The organism is uncultured Methylovirgula sp. (assembly GCF_947646745.1).
GTDB lineage: Bacteria > Pseudomonadota > Alphaproteobacteria > Rhizobiales > Beijerinckiaceae > Methylovirgula.
Window position 1 is genome coordinate 1 of record NZ_CANSHK010000044.1, and the last position, 20,287, is coordinate 20,287.

Below are 20,287 nucleotides of genomic sequence, written 5' to 3' on the forward strand. Positions count from 1 at the left end.
GCCCTGCCGGCCCGACCTTCACGCAACCCGCGAAACCGAGCGAACCCGCATCGCCACCCGCGCCGGCAGAGAGCAAGCCCGCGACTCCACCCGGCCCGCCGGCCACGCCGCGCGCGCCCGAGAAGGCCGACACCGCCGCCGGCCAGCAAGCGGGCAACGAGGATCTGATGGTTTCGCTCGAAGAAGAGATGGCGAAGCTGCTGGGACGCGCTTCCGACAAATAACAGCGCCGGCCGCCGCGCGGCCGTGCGCGTTGCGCCTAATTCGCGGCGCTCGAATCGTCGCTGCTGTGATGGTGACGGCGCGGCGCGCCAACATCCACCGAATCATATTTCGACACATCGGAATCGCTGCTGGCGCCATCGCTATCGGCGTCTTCGCCCTTTATCTTCGGCATCTGATAGCCGCTCGGCGGCTGGGTCAGATATTGACGCGGCGGCTCGGCGCCGACCTTCAGCTTCGAAGTATCTTCGGCATGCGATTGGAACATCCCGCCCAAGTTCCCCCAGCCCTTGGCGAAGTTGACCAGGTCGGACGGGCCATAAAAGCAGATCGGCTTCCCCGCCTGATCGCTGCACGCCTCGCTCTCACCGGAAGCGTTCGGCTTTGTTTTATCGGCGTCGGCGACGAAGTCGCCGCTGCTGTCGTCAGAGCTTGAATCACTGGATGGCGCCGGCCGGCGGGAATCGGCTTCAGCCGCGGCGCGGGCCGAAGCGTCCGGATCGTGCGGCCAATTGGCCGGCGTCGCGGTCGCAGTCTGCGGCTTCGGCAAATCCATCTTTGGCGGCACAACCAGTGCGGGGCGCGGCGTATAATCGATCGTGCCGTCATCCGGCGAGGTTTGCTGCTTATGCCCGAGGCCGACCCAGCCCAGCATCGAATTCCACATATCGCCATCGGCGCGGGCCGGACCCGCAATGAGCACAGCGGCAAGCGCGACGCTGCCGGTCAGAGCGATGAAGCTGTGGGGCTTAGGTGAATCGAAGGCCAAGGCACTCTCCTTCGCCGCGTTCGGCAAACTTCCATTTTGCTATAGTTCACGGCGATTTGTGGGCAAGCCGGCCGCCTGCCCTACCGATCGCGCGGCTTTTCCGTGAGCCCCTCGAAAACCAAGAGGCCGACGCCGGCGCAGATCGCAACATCGGCCAGATTGAACACATACCAGGAAAAACTGCCGACATGAAAGTGATAAAAATCAGCGACATAGCCATAGGCTAGGCGGTCGGCGGCATTGCCCAGAGCGCCACCGATGATGAGCCCCAGACCAAAACCCGTGAGCGCCAGCCGGGTCCGCCAGAGCCAAAGGGCCAGGCAGGCTGTCGCCACAAGAGCGATGGCAAGGAGCGCCCAGCGGCCGAAAGCCGAGTTGGTCGTCAATAGAGAATAGGAAATCCCCGGATTTTTGAGGAAGACCACGTCGAAGAACGGCGTCAGCCGGACCGGCTGGTGTGCGGCAATGTCATAGCCGAAGATCAGCCAGAGCTTGTTGGCCTGATCGAGCGCCAGCGTGGCGAAGGCAGTCAACAGGCCGATGGCCCGCACGCGGCCGGGCGAGATCTTGGCCTTCACCGCCGGCACGGCGTCGTCCGCCCGCGCGCTCATGGCCAGCGCCCCAGTGCCGCGAGTTCGCGCAGGGCCTGCGCGTCGCGCGGCGTGACGTCCGGAAATTCGGCATCGCTGCCGACATACGGCGAGATTTTCCACGAGCGGGCGCATTTGCGACCCGGCGCCTGCGCCGGTACCACGGCGACGCCGGCAACGTCCGGCAGGCGGAAGGCCTCTCCGGGCGCCTCCCCGGCTTCGATCGCAATGTCCGAGGTGATGCAGACCTCGGCGAAATCGACGCCGTCGAGCACTGTGCGCAAATCGGGATCGGCGATGAAAACGAGGGGCGCCGCCTCGAGCGACGAGCCGATGCGCTTCTGGCCGCGCTCGATCTCCAAAGCGCCGGTGACGACGGAGCGGACGCGGCGGATTTTTTCCCATTTTGCCGCCAGGGCATCGTCGCGCCAATCCGCCGGAATCGTCGGGAACGGTTCGAGATGGATCGAGACCGCCTCGCGATAGCGCGCAAGCCACGCTTCTTCGCAGGTGAAGGCGAGGATCGGCGCAAGCCAGAGAGTCACCGCGCGGAAAATGTGCTCGATCGCCGCCAGCGCGGCATGGCGCTTCAGGCTCGACGGCGGATCGCAATAGAGCGTGTCCTTGCGAATGTCGAAATAGAACGCCGAGAGATCGGTATTGAGAAAGGCCGAGAGACGCGCGACGACGCGCTTATAGTCGAAGCGCTGATAGGCCTCGCGGATGTCGGCATCGAGCTCGGCGAGCCGATGCAGCATCAGCCGTTCGAGCTCCGGCATGTCGGCAAAACGAACTCTCTTCGCCGCGTCATCGTAATGCGCGAGCGAGCCGAGCATCCAGCGGATCGTGTTGCGCAATTTGCGATAGGTCTCGACAAAGGTCTTGAGGATTTCCGGACCGATGCGCAGATCGTCGGAATAATCCGAGGCCGCCACCCAGAAGCGCAGGATATCGGCACCCGAATCTTTGATAACCGTCTGCGGGGCGACGACATTGCCGACCGACTTGGCCATCTTCTGGCCCTTGGCGTCGAGCACGAAGCCATGCGTCAGCACGGCATCGAAAGGCGCGCGGCCGCGCGTGCCGGAGCTTTCGAGCAGCGAGGACTGGAACCAGCCGCGATGCTGGTCGGAGCCTTCGAGATACATGACTTCGTCACGGCCGCCGTCGCGAATGCGCTTGATCCCGGCAAGACCCGGAAAATCCTTCGCATCTTCGAGCGTGAACGCATGGGTCGAGCCTGAGTCGAACCAGACGTCGAGCACATCGTCGATCTTGTCGAAATCCTCCGGCTTATAGTCCGGCGCCAGAAAGCGCGCTGCGGCGCCCGGCGCGAACCATGCGTCCGCACCCTCTTTCTCAAAAGCGTCCGCGATCCGCGCGTTGACCCGCGCATCGACAAGAATGTCGCTCGTGCCCGTGCGGACGAAGATCGCGATCGGCACGCCCCAGGCGCGCTGGCGGGAGACGACCCAATCGGGCCGGTTTTCGACCATGCTCGTGATGCGGTTCTCGCCCTGCGCCGGATACCATTGCGTACGGGCGATTTCCTCGAGCGCGATGTCGCGCAGCGATGGCCCGCCGTTGCCGCCCTGCCGAGCCGCGCCCGCCTCGTGGCCGAGGCCATCGATGGGTTTATCCATCGCAATGAACCATTGCGGCGTGTTGCGGAAGATCAGCGGCTTCTTCGAGCGCCAGCTATGCGGATATTGGTGCTTGAGCCGACCGCGCGCGACCAAGGCGCCGGCGTCGATCAGGGCCTTGATGACGGCGTCATTGGCATCGCCTTTATTGCCTTTATCGTCGATGACGCGGGTGCCGGTGAAGCCCGGCGCTTCCTCGGTCAGGAAGCCATCGGCATCGACCGTATAGGGGATGCGCGTATCGATGCCGCGCGCGGCAAGCTCACGGCCATGCGCCATCCAGATGTCGAAGTCATCGCGGCCATGGCCCGGTGCCGTATGGACGAAGCCGGTGCCGGTATCCTCGGTGACGTGCTCGCCGTCAAACAAAGGCACGTCGAAGTCATACCCGAGCCGCGTGCGCGCCAGCGGATGCGCTGCCGTCAGGCCGCGCAAGTCCTCGGCATAAACCGGCGTGACCTTCTCATAGCTCTCGACCTTCGCCGCCTTGAACACACTGTCGGCCAGTGCGTCGGCCAGGATGAAGGTCGCGCCCACCTTGGCCCAATTGTTTTCGGCGGCCGCCGTCACGCGATAAAGCCCGTAGGCGATCTTGCCCGAATAGCTGATCGCGCGATTGGCCGGGATCGTCCAAGGCGTCGTCGTCCAAATGACGATCGTCGCGTCTTCGAGCAGCGCGCGTTTCTGCGCGATCCCAAGGTCCGCGCCGACGACGCGCACATCGCTGACCGACTTGACCGGAAACGCGACCCAGACCGTGTCCGAAACATGGTCCTCATATTCGACTTCGGCTTCGGCCAGCGCCGTCTTCTCGACGACGCTCCACATCACCGGCTTCGAGCCACGGTAAAGCGTGCCGTTCTCGGCGAATTTCATGATCTCGCGGGCGATCTGCGCCTCGGCCGCAAAGCTCATCGTCTCATAGGGATGATCCCAATCGCCGATGACGCCAAGGCGCTTGAATTCCTCCCGCTGCACGTCGATCCAATGCGCGGCGAAGGCGCGGCACTGCCGGCGGAATTCGATGATCGGCACCTCGTCCTTGTTCTTGCCTTTGGCGCGATAGTCCTCTTCGATCTTCCATTCGATCGGCAGGCCGTGACAGTCCCAGCCGGGAACATAATTCGAATCCTTGCCCGCCATCTGCTGCGAGCGGGTGACGAGGTCTTTGAGGATTTTGTTGAGCGCGTGACCGATGTGGATGTTGCCGTTGGCATAGGGCGGCCCGTCGTGCAGGACGAATTTCGCCCGCCCCTTTCCGGCTTCGCGCAGGCGCTGATAGAGGCCGATCTCTCGCCAGCGGGCGAGCAGCTCAGGCTCCTTCTGCGGCAAGCCGGCGCGCATCGGGAAATCGGTCTGCGGCAGATAGAGGCTTTTTGAATAATCCGGGCCTTCGGCCGTCTTGGCCGCCCGCGTCTGTTCGTTCATCTCTGCAAAGGCCTGATCGGGGTGCGGCCGTGCCGCGGAAGAAGCTGCGTCGCCCGGCGGCGCGAAGTCAGGCGCCGGCCGGGTTGATAATTCGGGCCGCGGATGAAGCTTTTCTGAACATCTGCGCCTTCTAGACCATTCGCGGCGGCGTGCAAACCGTTTGGCGTCAGCCGACGCTCTTCAATCGATCTGGCGCGCCGCGCGCCAGAGCAACCATTGGCGGCGCCATTGCGGCAGTTCGATCGGCGTGACGAGCGGATCGTAGCCCGGCTTTTCCATCTGCCGCAAATAGGCTTCGCAGAGCGCCGCCGGCAGGAAGGCCGCCGCCGCCAGGCCGGTCCGGGCGGCCGGATCCGCCGCGAGCGCGGCCAGATGCCGGCGTGCCAGCGCCCGCAGCTTGGCCAAAGCGGCATCGCGTGCAGCCCTGTCGGCGCGCAGATCGGACCCGGCATAAAGTTCGCGCGGCACATAGGTCTGCCCCGCTGCGACCTGCCACGGCAGGCCGCGCAAAAGGCCCGTCACCGCATAGGCGATGCCGGCATGGCGCGCCGCTTCCGCGACCTCCGCCGCGGGATCGAGGATCAGCGCTGCAAGCCGAAAAAGCTGGCCCGCCGTCGCTTCGGCATAGGCTTCGAGCGCGGCAACGCTCGGCATCGGCGCGTCATAGAGATCGAACAGCCGCGCATCGATCAGGCTGACGAGTTTTTCGGGCGGCAGGCTGAAGCGTGCGATCGTATCGAGGAGCGCCCCAGCCACCGGCGCATCGTCGGCGCCGCGCTCGCCATGGAGCACGTCGCGCCACCATTGGAAGCGGATTTCGCCGAGGATCGGCTCGCGCGCGCGCTGGCGGACGCTGGCGATCTCGTCGCTGAAGGCATAGAGCGCCATGACATGCGGCCGCAGCGTTCCGGGCAGAAACAGACAGGCGAGCCAGCGGTCCTTGTCGTCGCGGCGCAGCAGCGCGTCGCAATGGGCATAATCGGCCGTGCGGTCCATCGCCATCTAGGCCACGGCGATGAGTGCGGCCGCGACGCGGCGGTTCTCGCCCAGCAGGATCGAATAGGTGCGCGCTGCGGCGCCGGTCGCCATTGGCTCGCCCCGAATGCCGGCGGCGTGCAGAGCTTCACGCAGATCCTTGGCAAGCGGGCGCAATTCGTCGCCGGTGCCGATCAAGAGATGGTCGATCGCGCCGCGCGGTTCGGTGAAGACCTGACCGAGGGCGACGGCCGAGAGTTCCTCGGGGCCGGTCACATCCCAGGCATAAATGCCGGAGGGCAACGCCAGAATAGAGCCGCGATGCGACATGCCGCCGAAGCGGAAGCCGTAGCTGCCATAGCCTTCGATCAGGTGCCGGCCGGGCAAAAAGCCTGAATATTTCTGGCCGGACATGGCGCTCCTCGAAGCCGCGTCATTGCGAGCGAAGCGAAGCCTCGCAAAGACGCGCCCAAATCAGGCGGTCTTTACGGCACCCGGCTTGGCTTTCGAATCTTTTGCATCTTTCGCATCGGTCGGCGCCGGTTCGGCGCTCACATTGCGCAGGCCGAGATAGATCAGCATGGGCGAGCAGATGAAGACCGACGAATAGGTCGCAACGCAAATGCCCCAGATCATCGCCAGCGAGAAAGAGCGGATCACTTCGCCGCCGAAAATGACGAGCGACAGAAGCGCCAAGAACACCGTCGTGGCGGTCATGATCGTGCGCGGCAGCACCGCATTGACCGAGACGTCGATCAACTGGTCGGTCGGCATCTTGCGATATTTCTTCAGCATCTCGCGGATGCGGTCGAGGACCACGACCGTTTCGTTGAGCGAATAGCCGACGATGGTCAGGATCGCGGCGATCGATGTCGTGTTGAACTCGAGCCGGGTCAGCGAGAAGAAGCCGACGGTCAGCAGGAGATCGTGCATCGTCGCGATGATGGCGCCGATGGCGAACTGCCATTCGAAGCGGAACCAGAGATAGCACAGCACGGCGATGATCGAGATGACGACGCCGAGGGTGCCCGACTGCACCAATTCGCCGGAGACGCGCGGGCCGACGACCTCGACGCGGCGGAAATCATATTGCTTGCCGAGGGCGTTTTTGACGGCCGCGACCGTCTGCTCCTGCGCCGCGGCGCCCTCCTTCGGCACGCCGAAGCGCAGCAGCACATCGGACGGGCTGCCGAAGCCCTGAACCTCGATATCGCCGCTCGTCAGCTTGCGCATTTCCGAGCGGACGCTGGCGATATCGGCGGCGCCCGACTTGGCGCGCAATTCCATCAGCGTGCCGCCGGAGAAATCGATGCCGAAATTCATGCCGAGCGTCAGGAACAGCACGACCGACACGATCGACATCAAAGCCGAGAAGGGATAGCTCACGCGGCGGAACCGCATGAACGGGAACTTGGTATTCTCCGGGGCGAGGCGCAGAAGCTTCATCACAAGACCTTAGATCGGCAGCTTCGTCGGCCGCTTATACTGATACCATAGCGCGATCATCATCCGCGTCATCGTCACCGCAGTGACGATGGTGGTTAGAATGCCAAGCGCAAGCGAAACGGCAAAGCCGCGCACCGGACCCGTGCCGAGGAAATAAAGGATCGCCGCGGCGACAAACATCGTCACGTTCGAGTCGACGATGGTGGCGAACGCCCGCTTGAAGCCGGCGTCGAGCGCCGAGATGATCGAGCGGCCGGCATGCGCCTCCTCGCGGATGCGCTCATAGATCAAGACGTTGGAATCGACCGCCATGCCGATCGTCAGCACGATGCCGGCGATGCCGGGCAGCGTCAGCGTCGCGCCAAGCAGAATAAGGCCGGCGAAGATGAAGGCGATATGCACGAGGAGCGCGATATTGGCGAAAATGCCGAACGTGCCGTAGGTGATCAGCATATAGAAGAGAACCAGCGCGGCGCCGACGAAGGCAGCGCGCTTGCCGGCATCGATCGAATCCTGGCCGAGACCCGGGCCGACAGTGCGCTCCTCGACGATCGTGAGCTTCGCCGGCAAGGCGCCGGCCCGCAGCAGGATCGCCAGATTATTGGCTGATTCGACGGTGAAATGGCCGGAGATCTGGCCCGAGCCGCCGGTGATCGGCCCCAGGATGCGCGGCGCCGAGATCACCTTGCCGTCGAGTACGATGGCAAACGGCCGGCCGACATTGGCGGAGGTGACTTCGCCGAAACGTTCGCCGCCGCGGATGTTGAAGCGGAACTCGACGATCGGCTCGCCGGTGCGTTGGTCGAAGCCCGGCTGCGCATCGGTCAAATCCTCGCCCTGGACCATGACCTGCTTCTCGACCGGCAATTTGCCCGGCTCGTCGGTCTGATCGAGCATTTCATAATCGTTGGGGTCTTCCCCCGGCTGAGCGACGAGGCGGAATTCGAGCTTCGCGGTCGTGCCGAGAATTTCTTTGAGTTTTTCCGGATTTTGCAGCCCCGGCACTTCGACGAGAATGCGATCGTCGCCCTGGCGCTGGATATTGGGCTCCGTCGTGCCGAGGGCATCGACGCGGCGGCGCAGAACCTCGATCGATTGATCGACGGCGTGGCGGACCTTGTCTTGGATCGCCGTATCCGTCACGAGGAGTTGAATCGTGCCGTTGCCCTGATCCTTGACGTCGAGCGTCTGTACCGGCGGGCCGCCCAAGAGAGAGCCGCCGACCGGGGCGCCAAGCTGACCGAGCTTCGGCATGATCTTCTGGCTGTCGGCCTGATCGAGCAGATGGAATTGCACGCCGCGCGGCAGCATGGCGACGCCGCCGCTGATCGGAATTTTCTGCTCGCGCAAAAGCCGGCGCGTGTCGTCGCGCAGGTTCTGCACCTCGGTTTTCAGCACTGAGGCCGAATCGACTTCGAGCAGCACGTGCGAGCCGCCCTGCAGATCGAGGCCGAGCACGATCGAGCGCACCGGAACCCAGCTCGGCAGATGGCTGATGAGAGAGGCGCGCGCGCCGGGCGACAGCAGGCTCGGCAGGATGACGAGAACCGCCAGCGCCGTCGCCGACAAGATTGAAACAACTTTCCAAGTCGCAAAGCGCAGCATGCGTGGCCAATCGTCTTTTCAGGTTGGGGGCGCGGAGCGCGCTCTCAGGCGGGATCCTTGACCGGCTCGCCCTTCGACCGCACTTCGGAAATCATCGCCCGTGCGACGCGCACTTTGATCGTCGGCGCAATTTCGAGCTCGAGCTCGCTATCGTCAACGACGCGGGCGATCTTGCCGATCAACCCGCCGTTCATCACGACCGTATCGCCGCGACGCACGTTCTTGATCATGTCGGCATGCACCCGAGCGGTTTTCTGCTGCGGCCGAATCACCAGAAAATACATGATGATGACGATCAGCGCGAAAGGCGCGATAAAGCCGAATATGTCGGAGGCGCTGCCGGGCGCGCCGCCGAGAGCCTGGGCGAAAGCCGGGGTGAACAAGTTCTTCTCCTTCAGGGGCTTGCGCCCTCTATGGCGGGCATATCGCCGCAATTTGCGGCCGGACTATAGCCAGCGCGGGCGCGAAAGCAATGCCGCCCGGCTGGACGCAGCCCACACCTTTCATTACATCCGCGTCACCTTTGGATGGGAGAGCCATGCCGAGCCCCAGCGATGCCGACGCCGCGATCCAGGCGCCCGAGCTTGACACAACCCTGAAACGGATTGCCGACGCGCTCGAACGCCTCGCGCCCGCGCCCCCGCCGGCGCCGAATTTCACCCGTGCCGATGCCTTCGTCTGGCAGGCCAAGGGCGGGTTGCTGCATCCCGTCGCCAAGGTCAATCGGGTGGAGATGACGCTGCTGCGCGGCATCGACCAGGTGCGCGACATCCTGGTCGAGAACAGCGAGCGTTTCGCCAAGGGCTATGCCGCCAACAATGCCCTCCTTTGGGGGGCGCGCGGCATGGGCAAATCCTCGTTGGTCAAGGCGGTCCACGCCGATATCAACCAGCGGCTCGCCGGCACTCCCGGCTACCGGCCGCTGAAGCTGATCGAAATCCATCGCGAGGATATCGAACATCTGCCGGATCTGATGACGCTGTTGCGCGATGCGCCCTATCGCTTCCTGATCTTCTGCGACGACCTGTCCTTCGACGCCGAAGATACGAGCTACAAGTCGCTGAAGACCGTGCTCGAGGGCGGCATCGAGGGCCGGCCGGCCAATGTCATCCTCTATGCCACGTCGAACCGCCGGCACCTGCTCGCCCGCGAAATGATCGAGAATGAGCGCTCGACCGCGCTCAATCCCGGCGAGGTCGTGGAGGAAAAGGTCTCGCTGTCAGACCGGTTCGGCCTTTGGCTCGGCTTCCACAAATGCACGCAATACGATTATATCGCGATGGTCTTCGGCTATATCGACCATTACGGCTTGGAGGTCGATCGTGCCAAGACGACGGCCGAGGCGCTCGAATGGGCGACGACCCGCGGCGCCCGCTCCGGCCGCACCGCCTGGCAGTTCATCCAGGACCTCGTCGGCCGCGCCGGCAAAACCACCAATTGAAGACCAAGAATTAAGCCCCCGAAATGAGAAGCGCGCCTTAATGGCGCGCTTGTCGTTTTTGCGATGGTTTCGGCTTATTCGCCGGCGACGACGCCCATGTCCTGGTAGCGCGCATGCGCCTGATCGAGGTCTTGCTTGATCTTGCCGGTCGCCGCCGGCGTACGGCGATAGAAGGCGACGATCCAGACCGCGCCGATCGCGAGATAAGCAAGGAAGACGTAGGGGAAGTAGCTCACCGGCGGCGCCGGCACCGGATAGACGCTGCCGACCGCGGGAACCGCGAGCAGTAACAGCGAGGCGGCGCAGCCGGCGATATCGAGCGGCTTCAGTTCGCCGATCTTCTTGAGATAGACGGGCGCCGCGGCGCTGACGAGGCCATAGGCCACGACGAAGCCGAAGGCCGCGCAGGTGCCGGCATCATTGAACGTGTCGAGCAGTGCGACATGGCCGAGGATCGCCAACGTCGGAATGATGAACGAGACGAGCGCCATGATCGTCACCGCGATGTGTGGCGTTTCGTTGGTATCATGCGACGAGGCCGTGGCCGGCGGCAGAATGCCGTGGCGGCCGAGCGCATAGATGATGCGTCCGCCGGCGCTGACGCAGGACAGGTTCAGCGCGAAGAAGCTCAGCATCGCGCCCGCCGACAGCGGAATCTGCAAGATCGGCATTTTGACCATCTGCGCCAGGATGTTCAGCGGCTGGTCGATCTTGTCGAGCGTCATCGAATAGCCGCGCGTGCCGAGCACTTCGACATAGGTGACGAAGACGAAGAAAACGCCGGAGATGATCAGGCTGACATAGATCGACGCCGGCACGGTCTTCAGCGGATTTTTGGCTTCCTCGCCGAAGGCGGTCGCGGCCTCGAAGCCCACGAGAGAGAACACCGCCACGACGACGCCGAGGCCGATGCTCGACCAGGGGATCGTCTTGGTGTCGAACTGTGCGGTGTCGATCGCAAAGCTGTGATGGCCGAGCACGATGAACGATAAGAACAGGATGAACGCCATCGACAGGGCTTCGCAGATCAGCATGGTGCGCGCCGACAGATTGACGTTCTTCCAGGCGCAGAACCAGGAGATCGCGACACAGATCGCAAACAAGAGGATCGGCGGCGCGTTGATCCCCATCATCGACAAGAGCTTGCCGGAGAAGACGGTGAAGCCCGTCACGCCGGCGATGGCGATGCCGAGATAGGCCCAGATGAGCGCCCAACCGCCGATGGCGCCGGCGGTGAGGCCGAGGCCGCGGCAGATATAGGCATACATCGAGCCGGCCGAGGTCGAGCGCTTGGCGAACTGGTTCAAGTTGAAGGCGACGAACAGCAGCATGACCGTGCCGAGCGCATAGGAGAGCCAGCTCCAGTCGGCGGTGTTCGAATACATGACGGGGACAATGAGCGCCGCGGTCATCGTCGGTGAGATGAGCGCGACATTCTGGGCGAGCAGTTCGGTGAAGCCCAAACAATTGGCCTTCAGCTTTCCGGCGGTCGTCGGTGTAGCCATGGCGACAAACTTTCGAAAGAGGGTTGATGCCTCTTGCGGCCGGCGATCACGAGCCTCCCACTCTCGCGGCCTTGGGTCGCAATTGGGTTGAGGCTAGGAGCGGCTTGGCCCGTCCTGAACATCCAGTTCTTAACTGCAGGCTGGTCCAGCAGCGCTGGGCCAAGGGGATTTCCCGGGTCTTGGACCGCATCCGGCGGAAAACCGCCGATCGGAAGAGAAAACGGCCCTTTCTTTAGGCTCGCGCCGCTCGAATCCGAGGCATGGTGAAACATCTTTTTGCAGCCGCGCGGGCCGGCGATGGGCGTGGGCCAGGCCGGTTTCGAAGCAGGGTCCACAAGCACAAATTTTGCTTCTGAGGAATGAACCTGGCCTATCGGGCCGGGCACTAAAGCTGCAACCTCAGGGGCCAGAATGCTGCGTCCGTGGAATCCCAACCTCATCGTCCGCGCCGAAGGCCCGGGCAGTCTCAGCGTCCGCATCGCGCAAGCGATCATCGAGGAAATCCAGCGCGGCCGGCTGACCGCCGGCGACAGCCTGCCCGGCACGCGCGATCTCGCCAAAGATCTCGAAGTCAACCGCAAGACCGTCGTCCAGGCCTATGACGAGCTGGCCGCGCAAGGCTGGGTGACGACGGATCAGCGCCGCGGCACGTTCATCGCTCGCAACATTCGCGACGGCGCGCCGAAAAAGGCCGAGCCGGAGCCGGCGCAGAGCTTCGCCGAGCCGCGCGGCCATGTGGTGAAACCGCCCCTGCTCTGGCCGCGCCAAGGCAAGGCCGGCTTCGACGACGGCGTGCCGGACCAGCGGCTCATTCCGACGACGGCGATCGCCCAGGCCTATGCGGGCGCGGCGCGCGCCGCCTCGCGCCAGCGGCTTCTCGGCTACGGCGATCCGCGCGGCACCGAGGCCTTGCGCCAATCGATCTCGAAAATGCTCAACATGACTCGCGGCCTCAACACGACGCCGGACAATATCTGCGTCACCCGCGGCAGCCAGATGGCGCTTTACGTCATCGCCCATACTATCGTCGCCAAAGACGATACCGTGATCTTTGAGGAACTCACCTATCCGCCGGCCGTGCAGGCCTTCACGCTTGCCGGCGCCAAAGTGCAGGCGGCCAAGCTCGGCCCCGAAGGCATCGACCTCAACCATCTCGAAGCGATCTGCCGCCGCACCCGCGTGCGGGCGCTTTATCTCACGCCCGGCCATCAATTCCCGACGACCGTCGTGCTGCGCCCGAGCGCGCGGCTGCGGCTGCGGGCGCTCGCCGCGCAATTCGGCTTCATCGTCATCGAGGACGATTACGATCACGAATTCCAGTTCGACCACCAGCCGATGTTTCCGCTGGCGAGCAACGACCACGCCGGCCAGATCATCTATGTCGGCTCGTTTTCCAAAGTGCTCTCGCCGAGCCTGCGTGTCGGCTATGTCGCCGGACCCTCGCGGCTCATCCAGGAATTCGGCAATTGGATCGGCGCCATCGACCGGCAAGGCGATCCGATCACTGAGCTGGCCATCGTCGAACTCATCGAGTCCGGGCAATTGCGCCGCCATATCAAGCGTGTCCACGCCGTCTTCGACAAGCGCCGCACGGCTTTCGCCGATGCGCTGCAGGACGAGCTCGGCGATCTCGCGATATTCGACGTGCCGACCGGCGGCCTCGCCTTCTGGCTGCGCTTCACTGACGATTTCGATATCGCCCGCCTGGAACAGCGCTGGCCGCAAGGCGGGCAAATGTTTTTGACGAGCACCCAATGCGCCATCAACGGCAAGCCGAAGCCCGCCGCGCGGCTCGGCTTCGCCAGCCTCGACGGACACGAAATGCAGGCGACGATCGAAAGGTTGAGGGAGGCGGTGGGAGGGACGTGACGCGCCCCTCGACTTGTCGTCGGTCTCGCCCACTTGCTAATTTGAACCGTCTTATCGCACCGAATCGAGACCGGCCCTTTCGTGATTTTGCTCAACGCGCTCCGCAGCGAATGGTTTCTGCTTATCAGCGTCGGGACGGTGGCGGCCTTCTGGCGCTGGGGTCCCGTGCTTTTCTGCGGACTGTCGAACCCGCTCTGGCTCGGCTTCATCTTTCTCTGGCTGTTCGTCGCCATTCTGGGCTCGGCATTGGCCGTCGTGCGGCACGCCGACGTGCTCGCCGAGCGGCTGGGCGAGCCCTACGGCACGCTGATCCTGACGCTCTCGGTCACCGCGATCGAGGTGATGAGCATTTCGGCCGTGATGCTGCACGGCGCCAACAATCCGACGCTGGTGCGCGACACGTTGTTCGCCGTCGTGATGATCATCCTCAACGGCATGGTCGGCCTGTCGCTGCTGATCGGCGGCCTGCGCCACCGCGAGCAGCATTACAATCTGCAAGGCGCCAATGCCTTTCTCGGCGTGATCATCCCGCTTGCCGTCTTCAGCCTGATCATGCCCGATTTCACTCAGACGACACCGGGGCCAACACTGTCGCGGCACCAGGAGATTTTCCTGATGCTCATGTCGGCCGGTCTCTATGGCGCGTTCCTGACGATCCAGACCGGGCGCCACCGCGGCTTCTTCACGCTCGACGACGAACCGGCCGAGCACGCCGCCAGAGCGCATGGCCCCATCCTGCCGCACGCACTGCTGCTTCTCGCCTATATGATCCCGGTCGTGTCGCTCGCCGAAAAGCTCGCGCATCCGATCGATTATGTCGTCGAGACGCTGCAGTTTCCCGACGCCTTGGGCGGCCTCGTCATCGCGCTGCTTGTCGCAACGCCCGAGGCGCTCGGCGCCGCCAAGGCGGCACTGCGCAATCACCTGCAACGATCGATGAATATTTTTCTCGGCTCGGTGCTGGCGACCATCGGCCTGACCGTGCCGGCCATGATCGTCGTGAGCCACATCACCGGCCGCGGCATCGACCTCGGGCTGGAGCACACCGATTTCGTCATGCTGCTGCTGACACTCGCGGTGAGCGTTGTGACCTTCGCCAGCGGACGCACCAACATTTTGCAGGGCATCGTCCACCTGCTGCTGTTTGCGTCCTATGTACTTCTGTTGGTCGAAGGATAATTCTGCGGGAGAGTCGTCGCCGCGACCGGTCTGGAGCGGGATGCGAAAAAGGGCGCCGCGCGGCCGCGTCAGAATGAAAGCGGCCCAGAACAAAAACACGCGCGAGACCTTCGTCCAAAAATAAAGCGCCGCGAGCACCGCAAGCGCCGCGGCGAAGACGACCCTTGCTCGCCACGATACGCATAGTCCGATCGTTCATTCCGCCGCCTCTGCCAATGCGTGCTCCGAGACGAAGCGCATCGCGTCACGCAAAACGGCGCTCCCTGCCCCGGGTTTCACGGCTTGCGTGGCAAGATGACGGCGAAAGGCGCGCGCCCCTGGCAGGCCGTTGAAGAGCCCCAACAGGTGACGCGTCATGGCCGAGAGCGGCGTGCCTTCGGCAAGCCGCGCTTCGACATAGGGAATGAAGGCTTCAAGCGCTTCGTGCCGGCTCGCCGCGGGGGCCGCCTCGCCGAAGAACGCCGGATCGACCGCAAGCAGCAAGGCCGGATCCTGATAGGCGGCGCGTCCGATCATCACCCCATCGACATCCGCCAGCTCGGCCTGCATCTGGACGATATCGACAAGACCGCCGTTGAGCACGATCGGCACATCCGGATAGTCGCGCTTCAAGGCCCGCACGCGGGCATAATCGAGCGGCGGAATGCTGCGGTTCTCGCGCGGCGAAAGACCCTTCAGCCAGGCTTTGCGCGCATGGACGACGAGGAGATCGGCGCCGGCCGCGACCACGCGCGCCGCAAAGCGCGACAAAGCTTCCGCCGGCTGATCGTCAACGCCGATCCGGCATTTCACCGTCACGGGAACGTGAACGCGGGCCTTCATCGCGGCGACGCAATCGGCGACGAGATCGGGCTCGCGCATCAGGCAGGCGCCAAAGGCGCCGTTCTGCACGCGCTCCGAGGGGCAGCCGACGTTCAGGTTGATCTCGTCATAGCCGAAATCCACCGCAATCGCCGCCGCTTCAGCGAGCGCGGCAGGCTCCGAACCGCCAAGTTGCACAGCGATCGGATGTTCGCGCGAATCAAAGCCAAGCAGCCGCGCGCGGTCGCCGTGCAGGATCGCCGCCGTGGTGACCATTTCGGTGTAAAGGCGCGCCCGCCGCGACAAAAGCCGGTGGAAAACGCGGCAATGCCGGTCGGTCCAATCCATCATCGGCGCGACGCAAAAGCGGTGGCTCAGCTTGGTTTCGGTTTTCAACAAGTTAGCTCGTCTTTGAACGTCAGGCATATATCAGCCGGCGCGCTTCTCCGCCAATATGCCGACGTTGCGGCCGGGCTGGCATATCGGCTGCTGCCTTCCCAGCGGGAGCAAGGGAATCAAGCTTGAGCGTGCCATTTCCGGACATCGGCGCGCCATAAAGGCTCGGGACCCTGAGGTGACGGGAAAAAGAATGAGACAAGGCGCGACGCGCGAGCTTCTGACCTATTGGAATCGGCTACGCGGCGACCGGGCGGCACCGGATCGCGCGGAGATCGAGCTCGCGGCGATTCGCGGCTCGCTGCGCGATCTTTTCATGCTCGACCTCGACCCGGCGCATCAGTTTCCGTTCCTGATGACGGGCACGCGGCTCAACGCGTTCTTTTGCGGCGAGCAACTGGGCCGTTCGTTTCTCAGCCTCTGGCAGCCGCAGGATGCGCGCACCATCGCCACGGCGCTGATGACGGCGATCGACGCGGCTTGCCCGGTTCTTGCTGCGGCCAGCGCGCATCCCGAGGGCTATCGCGACGCGGATTTGGAAATTCTTTTCGTGCCGCTGCGGCATGGCGGGCAGGCACCGACCCGCCTTCTCGGCATGGCGACGCCGACGGTTCAACCACCTTGGGTTGGATTGCTCCCGGTTCCGCACTTCAACCTGCGCGCGCTGCGCGCTGTCGAGGCCGATTCGGGCTGGATGAATCTCAGCAAAGCTTCAGCGCTGGCGTTGGCTGCGCGTGCCCGCGTAACCGAACGCCCTGCTGACATTCGCGGCCATTTACGTATCTTCGAGGGCGGCAAATAATATTACAGCGCCAAAGTTTCGCTTTGTCGCCCTGATGCTAAGATGGCCTTAACCCGCTACCATCCATGATCCGCCGTCCCGGCTGGGCGTATCTGTCGGACCTCTGGGAATGCTATGACAGCCAAGCTCAAGACAATCCCGAAATTCTCCGAACGCCGCCGGCATCTCCGCGTCGAGATCGTCTTGCTTGGCCGCTACATGCTTCAAGACAAGCGCGAGTTCCCATGCCAGACCGTCAACATGTCGCCGGGCGGTCTCGCCCTTGATGCGCCGGTGCGCGGCGCGGTCGGCGAGCATGTCGTCGTTTATCTCGATCAGATCGGCCGCGTCGAAGGCAAGATCGCACGTCATACCGAGCGCGGCTTCGCGATCCAGATGACCATGCCGTTCGCCAAGCGGGAGAAGATCGCCAATCAGCTCACCTGGCTCATCAATCGCGATACGCTCGGCATGCCGGAGGATCGCCGCCACGAGCGCATCATTCCCAATCGCCGGCATTCGATTCTGCACGTCGACGGCGAGCGTGAACATATCGTGCAATTGATCGACATCTCGGTTTCCGGCGCCGGCGTTTCGACCTCGATCAAGCCGGCCCTCGGCACGCGGGTCAAGCTCGGTCAGACGGACGGCCAGATCGTCCGTATTTTCGAGGGCGGCGTTGCGGTGCGTTTCGATCACGCCATTCCGGCCGACAAGTTCGACGAAAATATCAAGCTTTGACGGCTTCGGACCTGGCGCCGACATGCGCGAGCCCGCGCGCATAGCGTCGCGCGTTGGCGACATAGGCCGCTGCGCTTTCGCGCAATTGGGCGATTTCCGAATCTTTCAATTCACGCAGCACGCGCGCCGGCGTGCCGATGATCAGCGAATTGTCCGGATAGGCTTTGCCTTCGGTCAGCAGGGACTTGGCGCCGACGAGGCAATTGCGGCCGACGTTGACACCGTTGAGCAAGGTAGCGCCCATGCCGATGAGCGTATTGGCGCCGATGAGACAGCCATGCAGGATCGCCTGGTGGCCGATGGTGCAGCCCTCGCCGATCTCCAGCGGGTAGCCGAGATCGGTATGCAAGACCGCGCCGTCTTGAACATTGGTCCGCGTGCCGACCACGATCTTTTCGTTGTCGCCACGCAGCACGGCACCGAACCAGATCGAGGCCTCGGCCGCGATCTGCACCTGGCCGATGACCTGGGCATCGGGAGCGAGCCAAGCGCTCGCCGCCACGCGCGGCACGAAGCCATCCAGCGCATAGAGAGGCATGTCTTTCCTCGCCAGCTCACATTGTCTTCGGGTTGACGTGCGGCGTCAAAAATCTTCGAGATCGAAATCGAGGATCGCGACTTGCAAGGTGAAGCTGCGGCCCTTCGGATCGTCTTGCGAGATCACGCCGAGATAATCGTCGCCGGAATTCAGTTCGACCGAATCGTTCTTCTTAGGGCGCGGCACGATGCGCAATTTGTCGTTCTCGAAGAGCCGGCGCAGATAGTCTTGTAAAACAGGACGTTCGACGGGGATCTTCATCTCCAGCGCAAAGGAACGGTCGCCATCCTCGTCATCGACCGCGATCGATGCGATGACGCGTTCGCCGAGATGGACCTCGGCGTCGTCGGGATTGCGCTTGGCCGGCGCGACTTTGAGGCTCTGGTTGCCGAAGGCTTGCCGTAGAAAGCCCTGCAATTTGTGCAGTTCGACCTTGTCCAAACCTCAACTCTCCGATGCCGCTCGTCTCACGAGGCCGCGGCGTGACCTGCCTGCCCCTTGCCAGAAATCGCCATGGCCCGCAAGTCGGACGCAAAGCGTTTTCGCGCAAAGCAAGCGCCGGCTCGCCTCAGGAAAACGCGTCGAAAACAATAGGCCGAAGCTCGGATTCCCATAGGAATCGGGGCTCTAGCCGCGCGCAGCCTTGGCAGCGAGGATCTGATCCATCGACAGCGCGGGCTCGGCGCAGCCGGCATCGCCGACGACCTGCGCAGGGACGCCCGCAACCGTCGTCTTTGGCGGCACCGGCCGCAGCACGACAGACCCTGCGGCGATCCGCGCGCAATGGCCGACTTCGATATTGCCGAGAATTTTGGCACCGGCCCCGATCAGCACGCCATGGCGGATTTTCGGATGCCGGTCGCCGGCCTCCTTGCCGGTGCCGCCCAAAGTCACATCCTGCAGCATCGAGACATTGTCCTCGATGACCGCGGTCGAGCCGACGACAAGGCCCGTCGCATGATCGAGAAAGATGCCCTTGCCGATCCGCGCCGCGGGATGGATGTCGGTCTGAAAGACCTCCGACGACCGGCTCTGCAGATAGAGCGCGAAATCGTAACGGCCCTCGTTCCACAGCCCGTGCGCCAGCCGGTGCGTCGCCAGCGCATGAAAGCCCTTGAAATAAAGCAGCGGCTCGATCAGCCGCATGCAGCACGGATCGCGGTCGACGAAGGCGAGAAGATCGGCACGGAAGGCGGCGCCGATCGCCGGCTGCCGCGCGACGAGATCGGCATAGGTCTGACGGATCTGTTCGATCGAGACGACGTCATTGCCGAGCCGGCTCGCAACCCGGTAGATCACCGCCGCTTCGAGGCTCGGCTGTTCGAGGACGATTGTGGTGACCCAGGGGGCGATGCCGATGTCGCGGCCGATGAGCTCCTCGGCCTCGTGCTGCATCCGAGCGAAGATCGAATCCGGCCGTTCGCGGCTGGCGCTGGCCAAGGACGGTTTTGCCGAATTCACCCGGACCTCCGAAGAAAATCGATCTCTTTTACCACGGTTTTGAAGACGATTGCAGCGGCCTCGCGCCTCGGCCTTTCGGCGGAGGTTTAGGTCCGTTCCAGAAAGGCCAGCGCAGCCTTTTTAAAGGCCGCGTCGCCGACGCTGCGGTTATGGTCACGCTCGGGAATTGCGAGCGCCCGGCCGGCTGGAAACAGCGCCGCAAGCGGCTGCGGCGCGCCGGCAATATCGTCCTTGGTGCCGACCGCGACGAGCACCGGCGCCGTGATCGCGGCGAGCTCCGCCGCGCTGAACTGGCGGCGGGCGCCGCGAGCGCAAGCGGCGAGTGCCGGCAAATCGCTCTTGGTCGCTTCGGCGAAAGCGCGGAAGATTTTTCCGAGACCGTCGTCCAGACTGGCGAGCGACGGCGCTTCGAGCGCCCGCGCGATCGGCTCGCCGAGCCCGGCCGTCTCGAACAATTTCGCGCCGAGGCCGCCGAAAACGAAGGCGCCCGCCCGCTCCGGATAGGTCAGCGCGAAGACCGCCGCGATGCGGGCGCCGAGCGAATAGCCGATAATATCCGCCGCTTCGATGGCGAAATGATCGAGCAGGTTGCGCGCATCGGCCGCCATCAGCGCAAGATCGTAATCTTCGGGACGATAGAGCTTCTCGCTGCGGCCGTGGCCACGATTGTCGAAGGCGATGACACGCCGCCCCGCCGCGTTCAGCGTCTTGAGCCAATGCGGAAAGACCCAGTTCACCGCGTGGTTCGAGGCAAAGCCATGAATGAGCAGCACCGGGCGGCCGGTTTCGCCGCGCTCCGGCGGGGCGTCGATCATGGCGATCCGCACGCCCTCGGAAGAAAATTCCTGCATCGACATCAAATCAGCGGGCAGCGGCCTCTTGCGAACCGGTGGACCT

Annotated in this window: 19 protein-coding genes and 1 pseudogene; 6 read left to right on the forward strand and 14 right to left on the reverse strand. The window is 63.9% G+C overall.

The annotated features are described in order from the left end of the window. Positions 1–224: pseudogene (locus tag Q0025_RS12515) on the forward strand (hypothetical protein); the annotation flags it as partial. Positions 225–259: 35 nt separating this feature from the next. Here the strand turns inward: Q0025_RS12515 and Q0025_RS12520 are convergent. From Q0025_RS12520 to yajC, 8 genes are all read right to left on the reverse strand, one after another. Further along, the gene (locus Q0025_RS12520) at positions 260–991 is read right to left on the reverse strand and encodes a hypothetical protein (RefSeq protein WP_297299626.1); all 732 of its coding nucleotides are present in this window, start codon (positions 989–991) and stop codon (positions 260–262) included. 80 nt (positions 992–1,071) lie between these two features. After that, entirely contained in the window at positions 1,072–1,602 is a 531-nt protein-coding gene (lspA, locus tag Q0025_RS12525) for a signal peptidase II (RefSeq protein WP_297299628.1), read from the reverse strand. Beyond that, complete coding sequence (gene ileS / locus Q0025_RS12530; protein WP_297299630.1) at positions 1,599–4,652, reverse strand: isoleucine--tRNA ligase; 3,054 nt, start codon at positions 4,650–4,652, stop codon at positions 1,599–1,601. The genes lspA and ileS overlap by 4 nt, the downstream gene beginning before the upstream one ends. 180 nt (positions 4,653–4,832) lie before the next feature. Further along, the gene (locus Q0025_RS12535; RefSeq protein ID WP_297299632.1) at positions 4,833–5,648 is read right to left on the reverse strand and encodes a squalene/phytoene synthase family protein; all 816 of its coding nucleotides are present in this window, start codon (positions 5,646–5,648) and stop codon (positions 4,833–4,835) included. 6 nt (positions 5,649–5,654) lie between these two features. Next, positions 5,655–6,041: an MTH938/NDUFAF3 family protein gene (locus tag Q0025_RS12540; protein ID WP_297299637.1), complete on the reverse strand. Its 387-nt coding sequence runs from the start codon at positions 6,039–6,041 to the stop codon at positions 5,655–5,657. Positions 6,042–6,101: 60 nt separating this feature from the next. Beyond that, complete coding sequence (gene secF / locus Q0025_RS12545) at positions 6,102–7,073, reverse strand: protein translocase subunit SecF (protein WP_297299639.1); 972 nt, start codon at positions 7,071–7,073, stop codon at positions 6,102–6,104. Between the two features lie 9 nt (positions 7,074–7,082). Then, a complete protein-coding gene (secD, locus tag Q0025_RS12550) occupies positions 7,083–8,678 on the reverse strand; it encodes a protein translocase subunit SecD (RefSeq protein WP_297299640.1) in 1,596 nt (531 codons plus the stop codon). A 44-nt stretch (positions 8,679–8,722) separates the two neighbouring features. Then, positions 8,723–9,061 (reverse strand): preprotein translocase subunit YajC, encoded by a 339-nt coding sequence (yajC, locus tag Q0025_RS12555; protein WP_297299642.1) that lies wholly within the window; start codon positions 9,059–9,061, stop codon positions 8,723–8,725. Between the two features lie 155 nt (positions 9,062–9,216). On the opposite strand from yajC, the gene Q0025_RS12560 reads away from it, so the two are divergent. Next, on the forward strand, positions 9,217–10,119 hold the full coding sequence (locus Q0025_RS12560; protein ID WP_297299644.1) for an ATP-binding protein: 903 nt from the start codon (positions 9,217–9,219) through the stop codon (positions 10,117–10,119). 74 nt (positions 10,120–10,193) lie between these two features. On the opposite strand, the gene Q0025_RS12565 is transcribed toward Q0025_RS12560, so the two are convergent. Continuing rightward, positions 10,194–11,624, reverse strand: a complete 1,431-nt coding sequence (locus Q0025_RS12565; protein ID WP_297299646.1) for an APC family permease — start codon at positions 11,622–11,624, stop codon at positions 10,194–10,196. A gap of 411 nt (positions 11,625–12,035) precedes the next feature. Here Q0025_RS12565 and Q0025_RS12570 point away from each other — a divergent pair, with 411 nt between their 5' ends. Both Q0025_RS12570 and Q0025_RS12575 read left to right on the forward strand, forming a co-directional pair. Then, positions 12,036–13,493: a PLP-dependent aminotransferase family protein gene (locus tag Q0025_RS12570; protein WP_297299648.1), complete on the forward strand. Its 1,458-nt coding sequence runs from the start codon at positions 12,036–12,038 to the stop codon at positions 13,491–13,493. An 87-nt stretch (positions 13,494–13,580) separates the two neighbouring features. After that, entirely contained in the window at positions 13,581–14,672 is a 1,092-nt protein-coding gene (locus Q0025_RS12575) for a calcium:proton antiporter (RefSeq protein ID WP_297299679.1), read from the forward strand. A 195-nt stretch (positions 14,673–14,867) separates the two neighbouring features. Here Q0025_RS12575 and dusA read toward each other — a convergent pair whose 3' ends face one another. Further along, entirely contained in the window at positions 14,868–15,872 is a 1,005-nt protein-coding gene (gene dusA, locus Q0025_RS12580) for a tRNA dihydrouridine(20/20a) synthase DusA (protein ID WP_297299650.1), read from the reverse strand. A gap of 190 nt (positions 15,873–16,062) precedes the next feature. On the opposite strand from dusA, the gene Q0025_RS12585 reads away from it, so the two are divergent. Together Q0025_RS12585 and Q0025_RS12590 are read left to right on the forward strand one after the other, a co-directional pair. Further along, the gene (locus Q0025_RS12585) at positions 16,063–16,671 is read left to right on the forward strand and encodes a PAS domain-containing protein (protein ID WP_297299652.1); all 609 of its coding nucleotides are present in this window, start codon (positions 16,063–16,065) and stop codon (positions 16,669–16,671) included. A gap of 114 nt (positions 16,672–16,785) precedes the next feature. Next, on the forward strand, positions 16,786–17,391 hold the full coding sequence (locus Q0025_RS12590; protein WP_297299654.1) for a PilZ domain-containing protein: 606 nt from the start codon (positions 16,786–16,788) through the stop codon (positions 17,389–17,391). Here the strand turns inward: Q0025_RS12590 and Q0025_RS12595 are convergent. From Q0025_RS12595 to Q0025_RS12610, 4 genes are all read right to left on the reverse strand, one after another. Further along, the gene (locus tag Q0025_RS12595) at positions 17,381–17,929 is read right to left on the reverse strand and encodes a gamma carbonic anhydrase family protein (protein WP_297299656.1); all 549 of its coding nucleotides are present in this window, start codon (positions 17,927–17,929) and stop codon (positions 17,381–17,383) included. The two genes, Q0025_RS12590 and Q0025_RS12595, sit on opposite strands and share 11 nt — an antisense overlap. A gap of 45 nt (positions 17,930–17,974) precedes the next feature. After that, complete coding sequence (locus tag Q0025_RS12600) at positions 17,975–18,370, reverse strand: DUF3126 family protein (protein ID WP_297299658.1); 396 nt, start codon at positions 18,368–18,370, stop codon at positions 17,975–17,977. 186 nt (positions 18,371–18,556) lie between these two features. Beyond that, entirely contained in the window at positions 18,557–19,324 is a 768-nt protein-coding gene (gene cysE, locus Q0025_RS12605; protein WP_297299681.1) for a serine O-acetyltransferase, read from the reverse strand. A gap of 152 nt (positions 19,325–19,476) precedes the next feature. Continuing rightward, positions 19,477–20,241, reverse strand: a complete 765-nt coding sequence (locus Q0025_RS12610) for an alpha/beta fold hydrolase (RefSeq protein WP_297299660.1) — start codon at positions 20,239–20,241, stop codon at positions 19,477–19,479. Positions 20,242–20,287: the final 46 nt, after the last annotated feature.

Bases quoted from the DNA above. Each gene is read 5' to 3' on its own strand.
- Q0025_RS12570 (WP_297299648.1), top strand. From the start codon at position 12,036: ATGCTGCGTCCGTGGAATCCCAACCTCATCGTCCGCGCCGAAGGCCCG.
- Q0025_RS12565 (WP_297299646.1), bottom strand. From the start codon at position 11,624: ATGGCTACACCGACGACCGCCGGAAAGCTGAAGGCCAATTGTTTGGGC.
- Q0025_RS12535 (WP_297299632.1), bottom strand. From the start codon at position 5,648: ATGGACCGCACGGCCGATTATGCCCATTGCGACGCGCTGCTGCGCCGC.
- secD (WP_297299640.1), bottom strand. From the start codon at position 8,678: ATGCTGCGCTTTGCGACTTGGAAAGTTGTTTCAATCTTGTCGGCGACG.
- Q0025_RS12595 (WP_297299656.1), bottom strand. From the start codon at position 17,929: ATGCCTCTCTATGCGCTGGATGGCTTCGTGCCGCGCGTGGCGGCGAGC.
- cysE (WP_297299681.1), bottom strand. From the start codon at position 19,324: ATGCAGCACGAGGCCGAGGAGCTCATCGGCCGCGACATCGGCATCGCC.
- Q0025_RS12540 (WP_297299637.1), bottom strand. From the start codon at position 6,041: ATGTCCGGCCAGAAATATTCAGGCTTTTTGCCCGGCCGGCACCTGATC.
- ileS (WP_297299630.1), bottom strand. From the start codon at position 4,652: ATGAACGAACAGACGCGGGCGGCCAAGACGGCCGAAGGCCCGGATTAT.
- Q0025_RS12585 (WP_297299652.1), top strand. From the start codon at position 16,063: ATGAGACAAGGCGCGACGCGCGAGCTTCTGACCTATTGGAATCGGCTA.
- secF (WP_297299639.1), bottom strand. From the start codon at position 7,073: ATGAAGCTTCTGCGCCTCGCCCCGGAGAATACCAAGTTCCCGTTCATG.
- Q0025_RS12610 (WP_297299660.1), bottom strand. From the start codon at position 20,241: ATGCAGGAATTTTCTTCCGAGGGCGTGCGGATCGCCATGATCGACGCC.
- lspA (WP_297299628.1), bottom strand. From the start codon at position 1,602: ATGAGCGCGCGGGCGGACGACGCCGTGCCGGCGGTGAAGGCCAAGATC.
- Q0025_RS12560 (WP_297299644.1), top strand. From the start codon at position 9,217: ATGCCGAGCCCCAGCGATGCCGACGCCGCGATCCAGGCGCCCGAGCTT.
- Q0025_RS12590 (WP_297299654.1), top strand. From the start codon at position 16,786: ATGACAGCCAAGCTCAAGACAATCCCGAAATTCTCCGAACGCCGCCGG.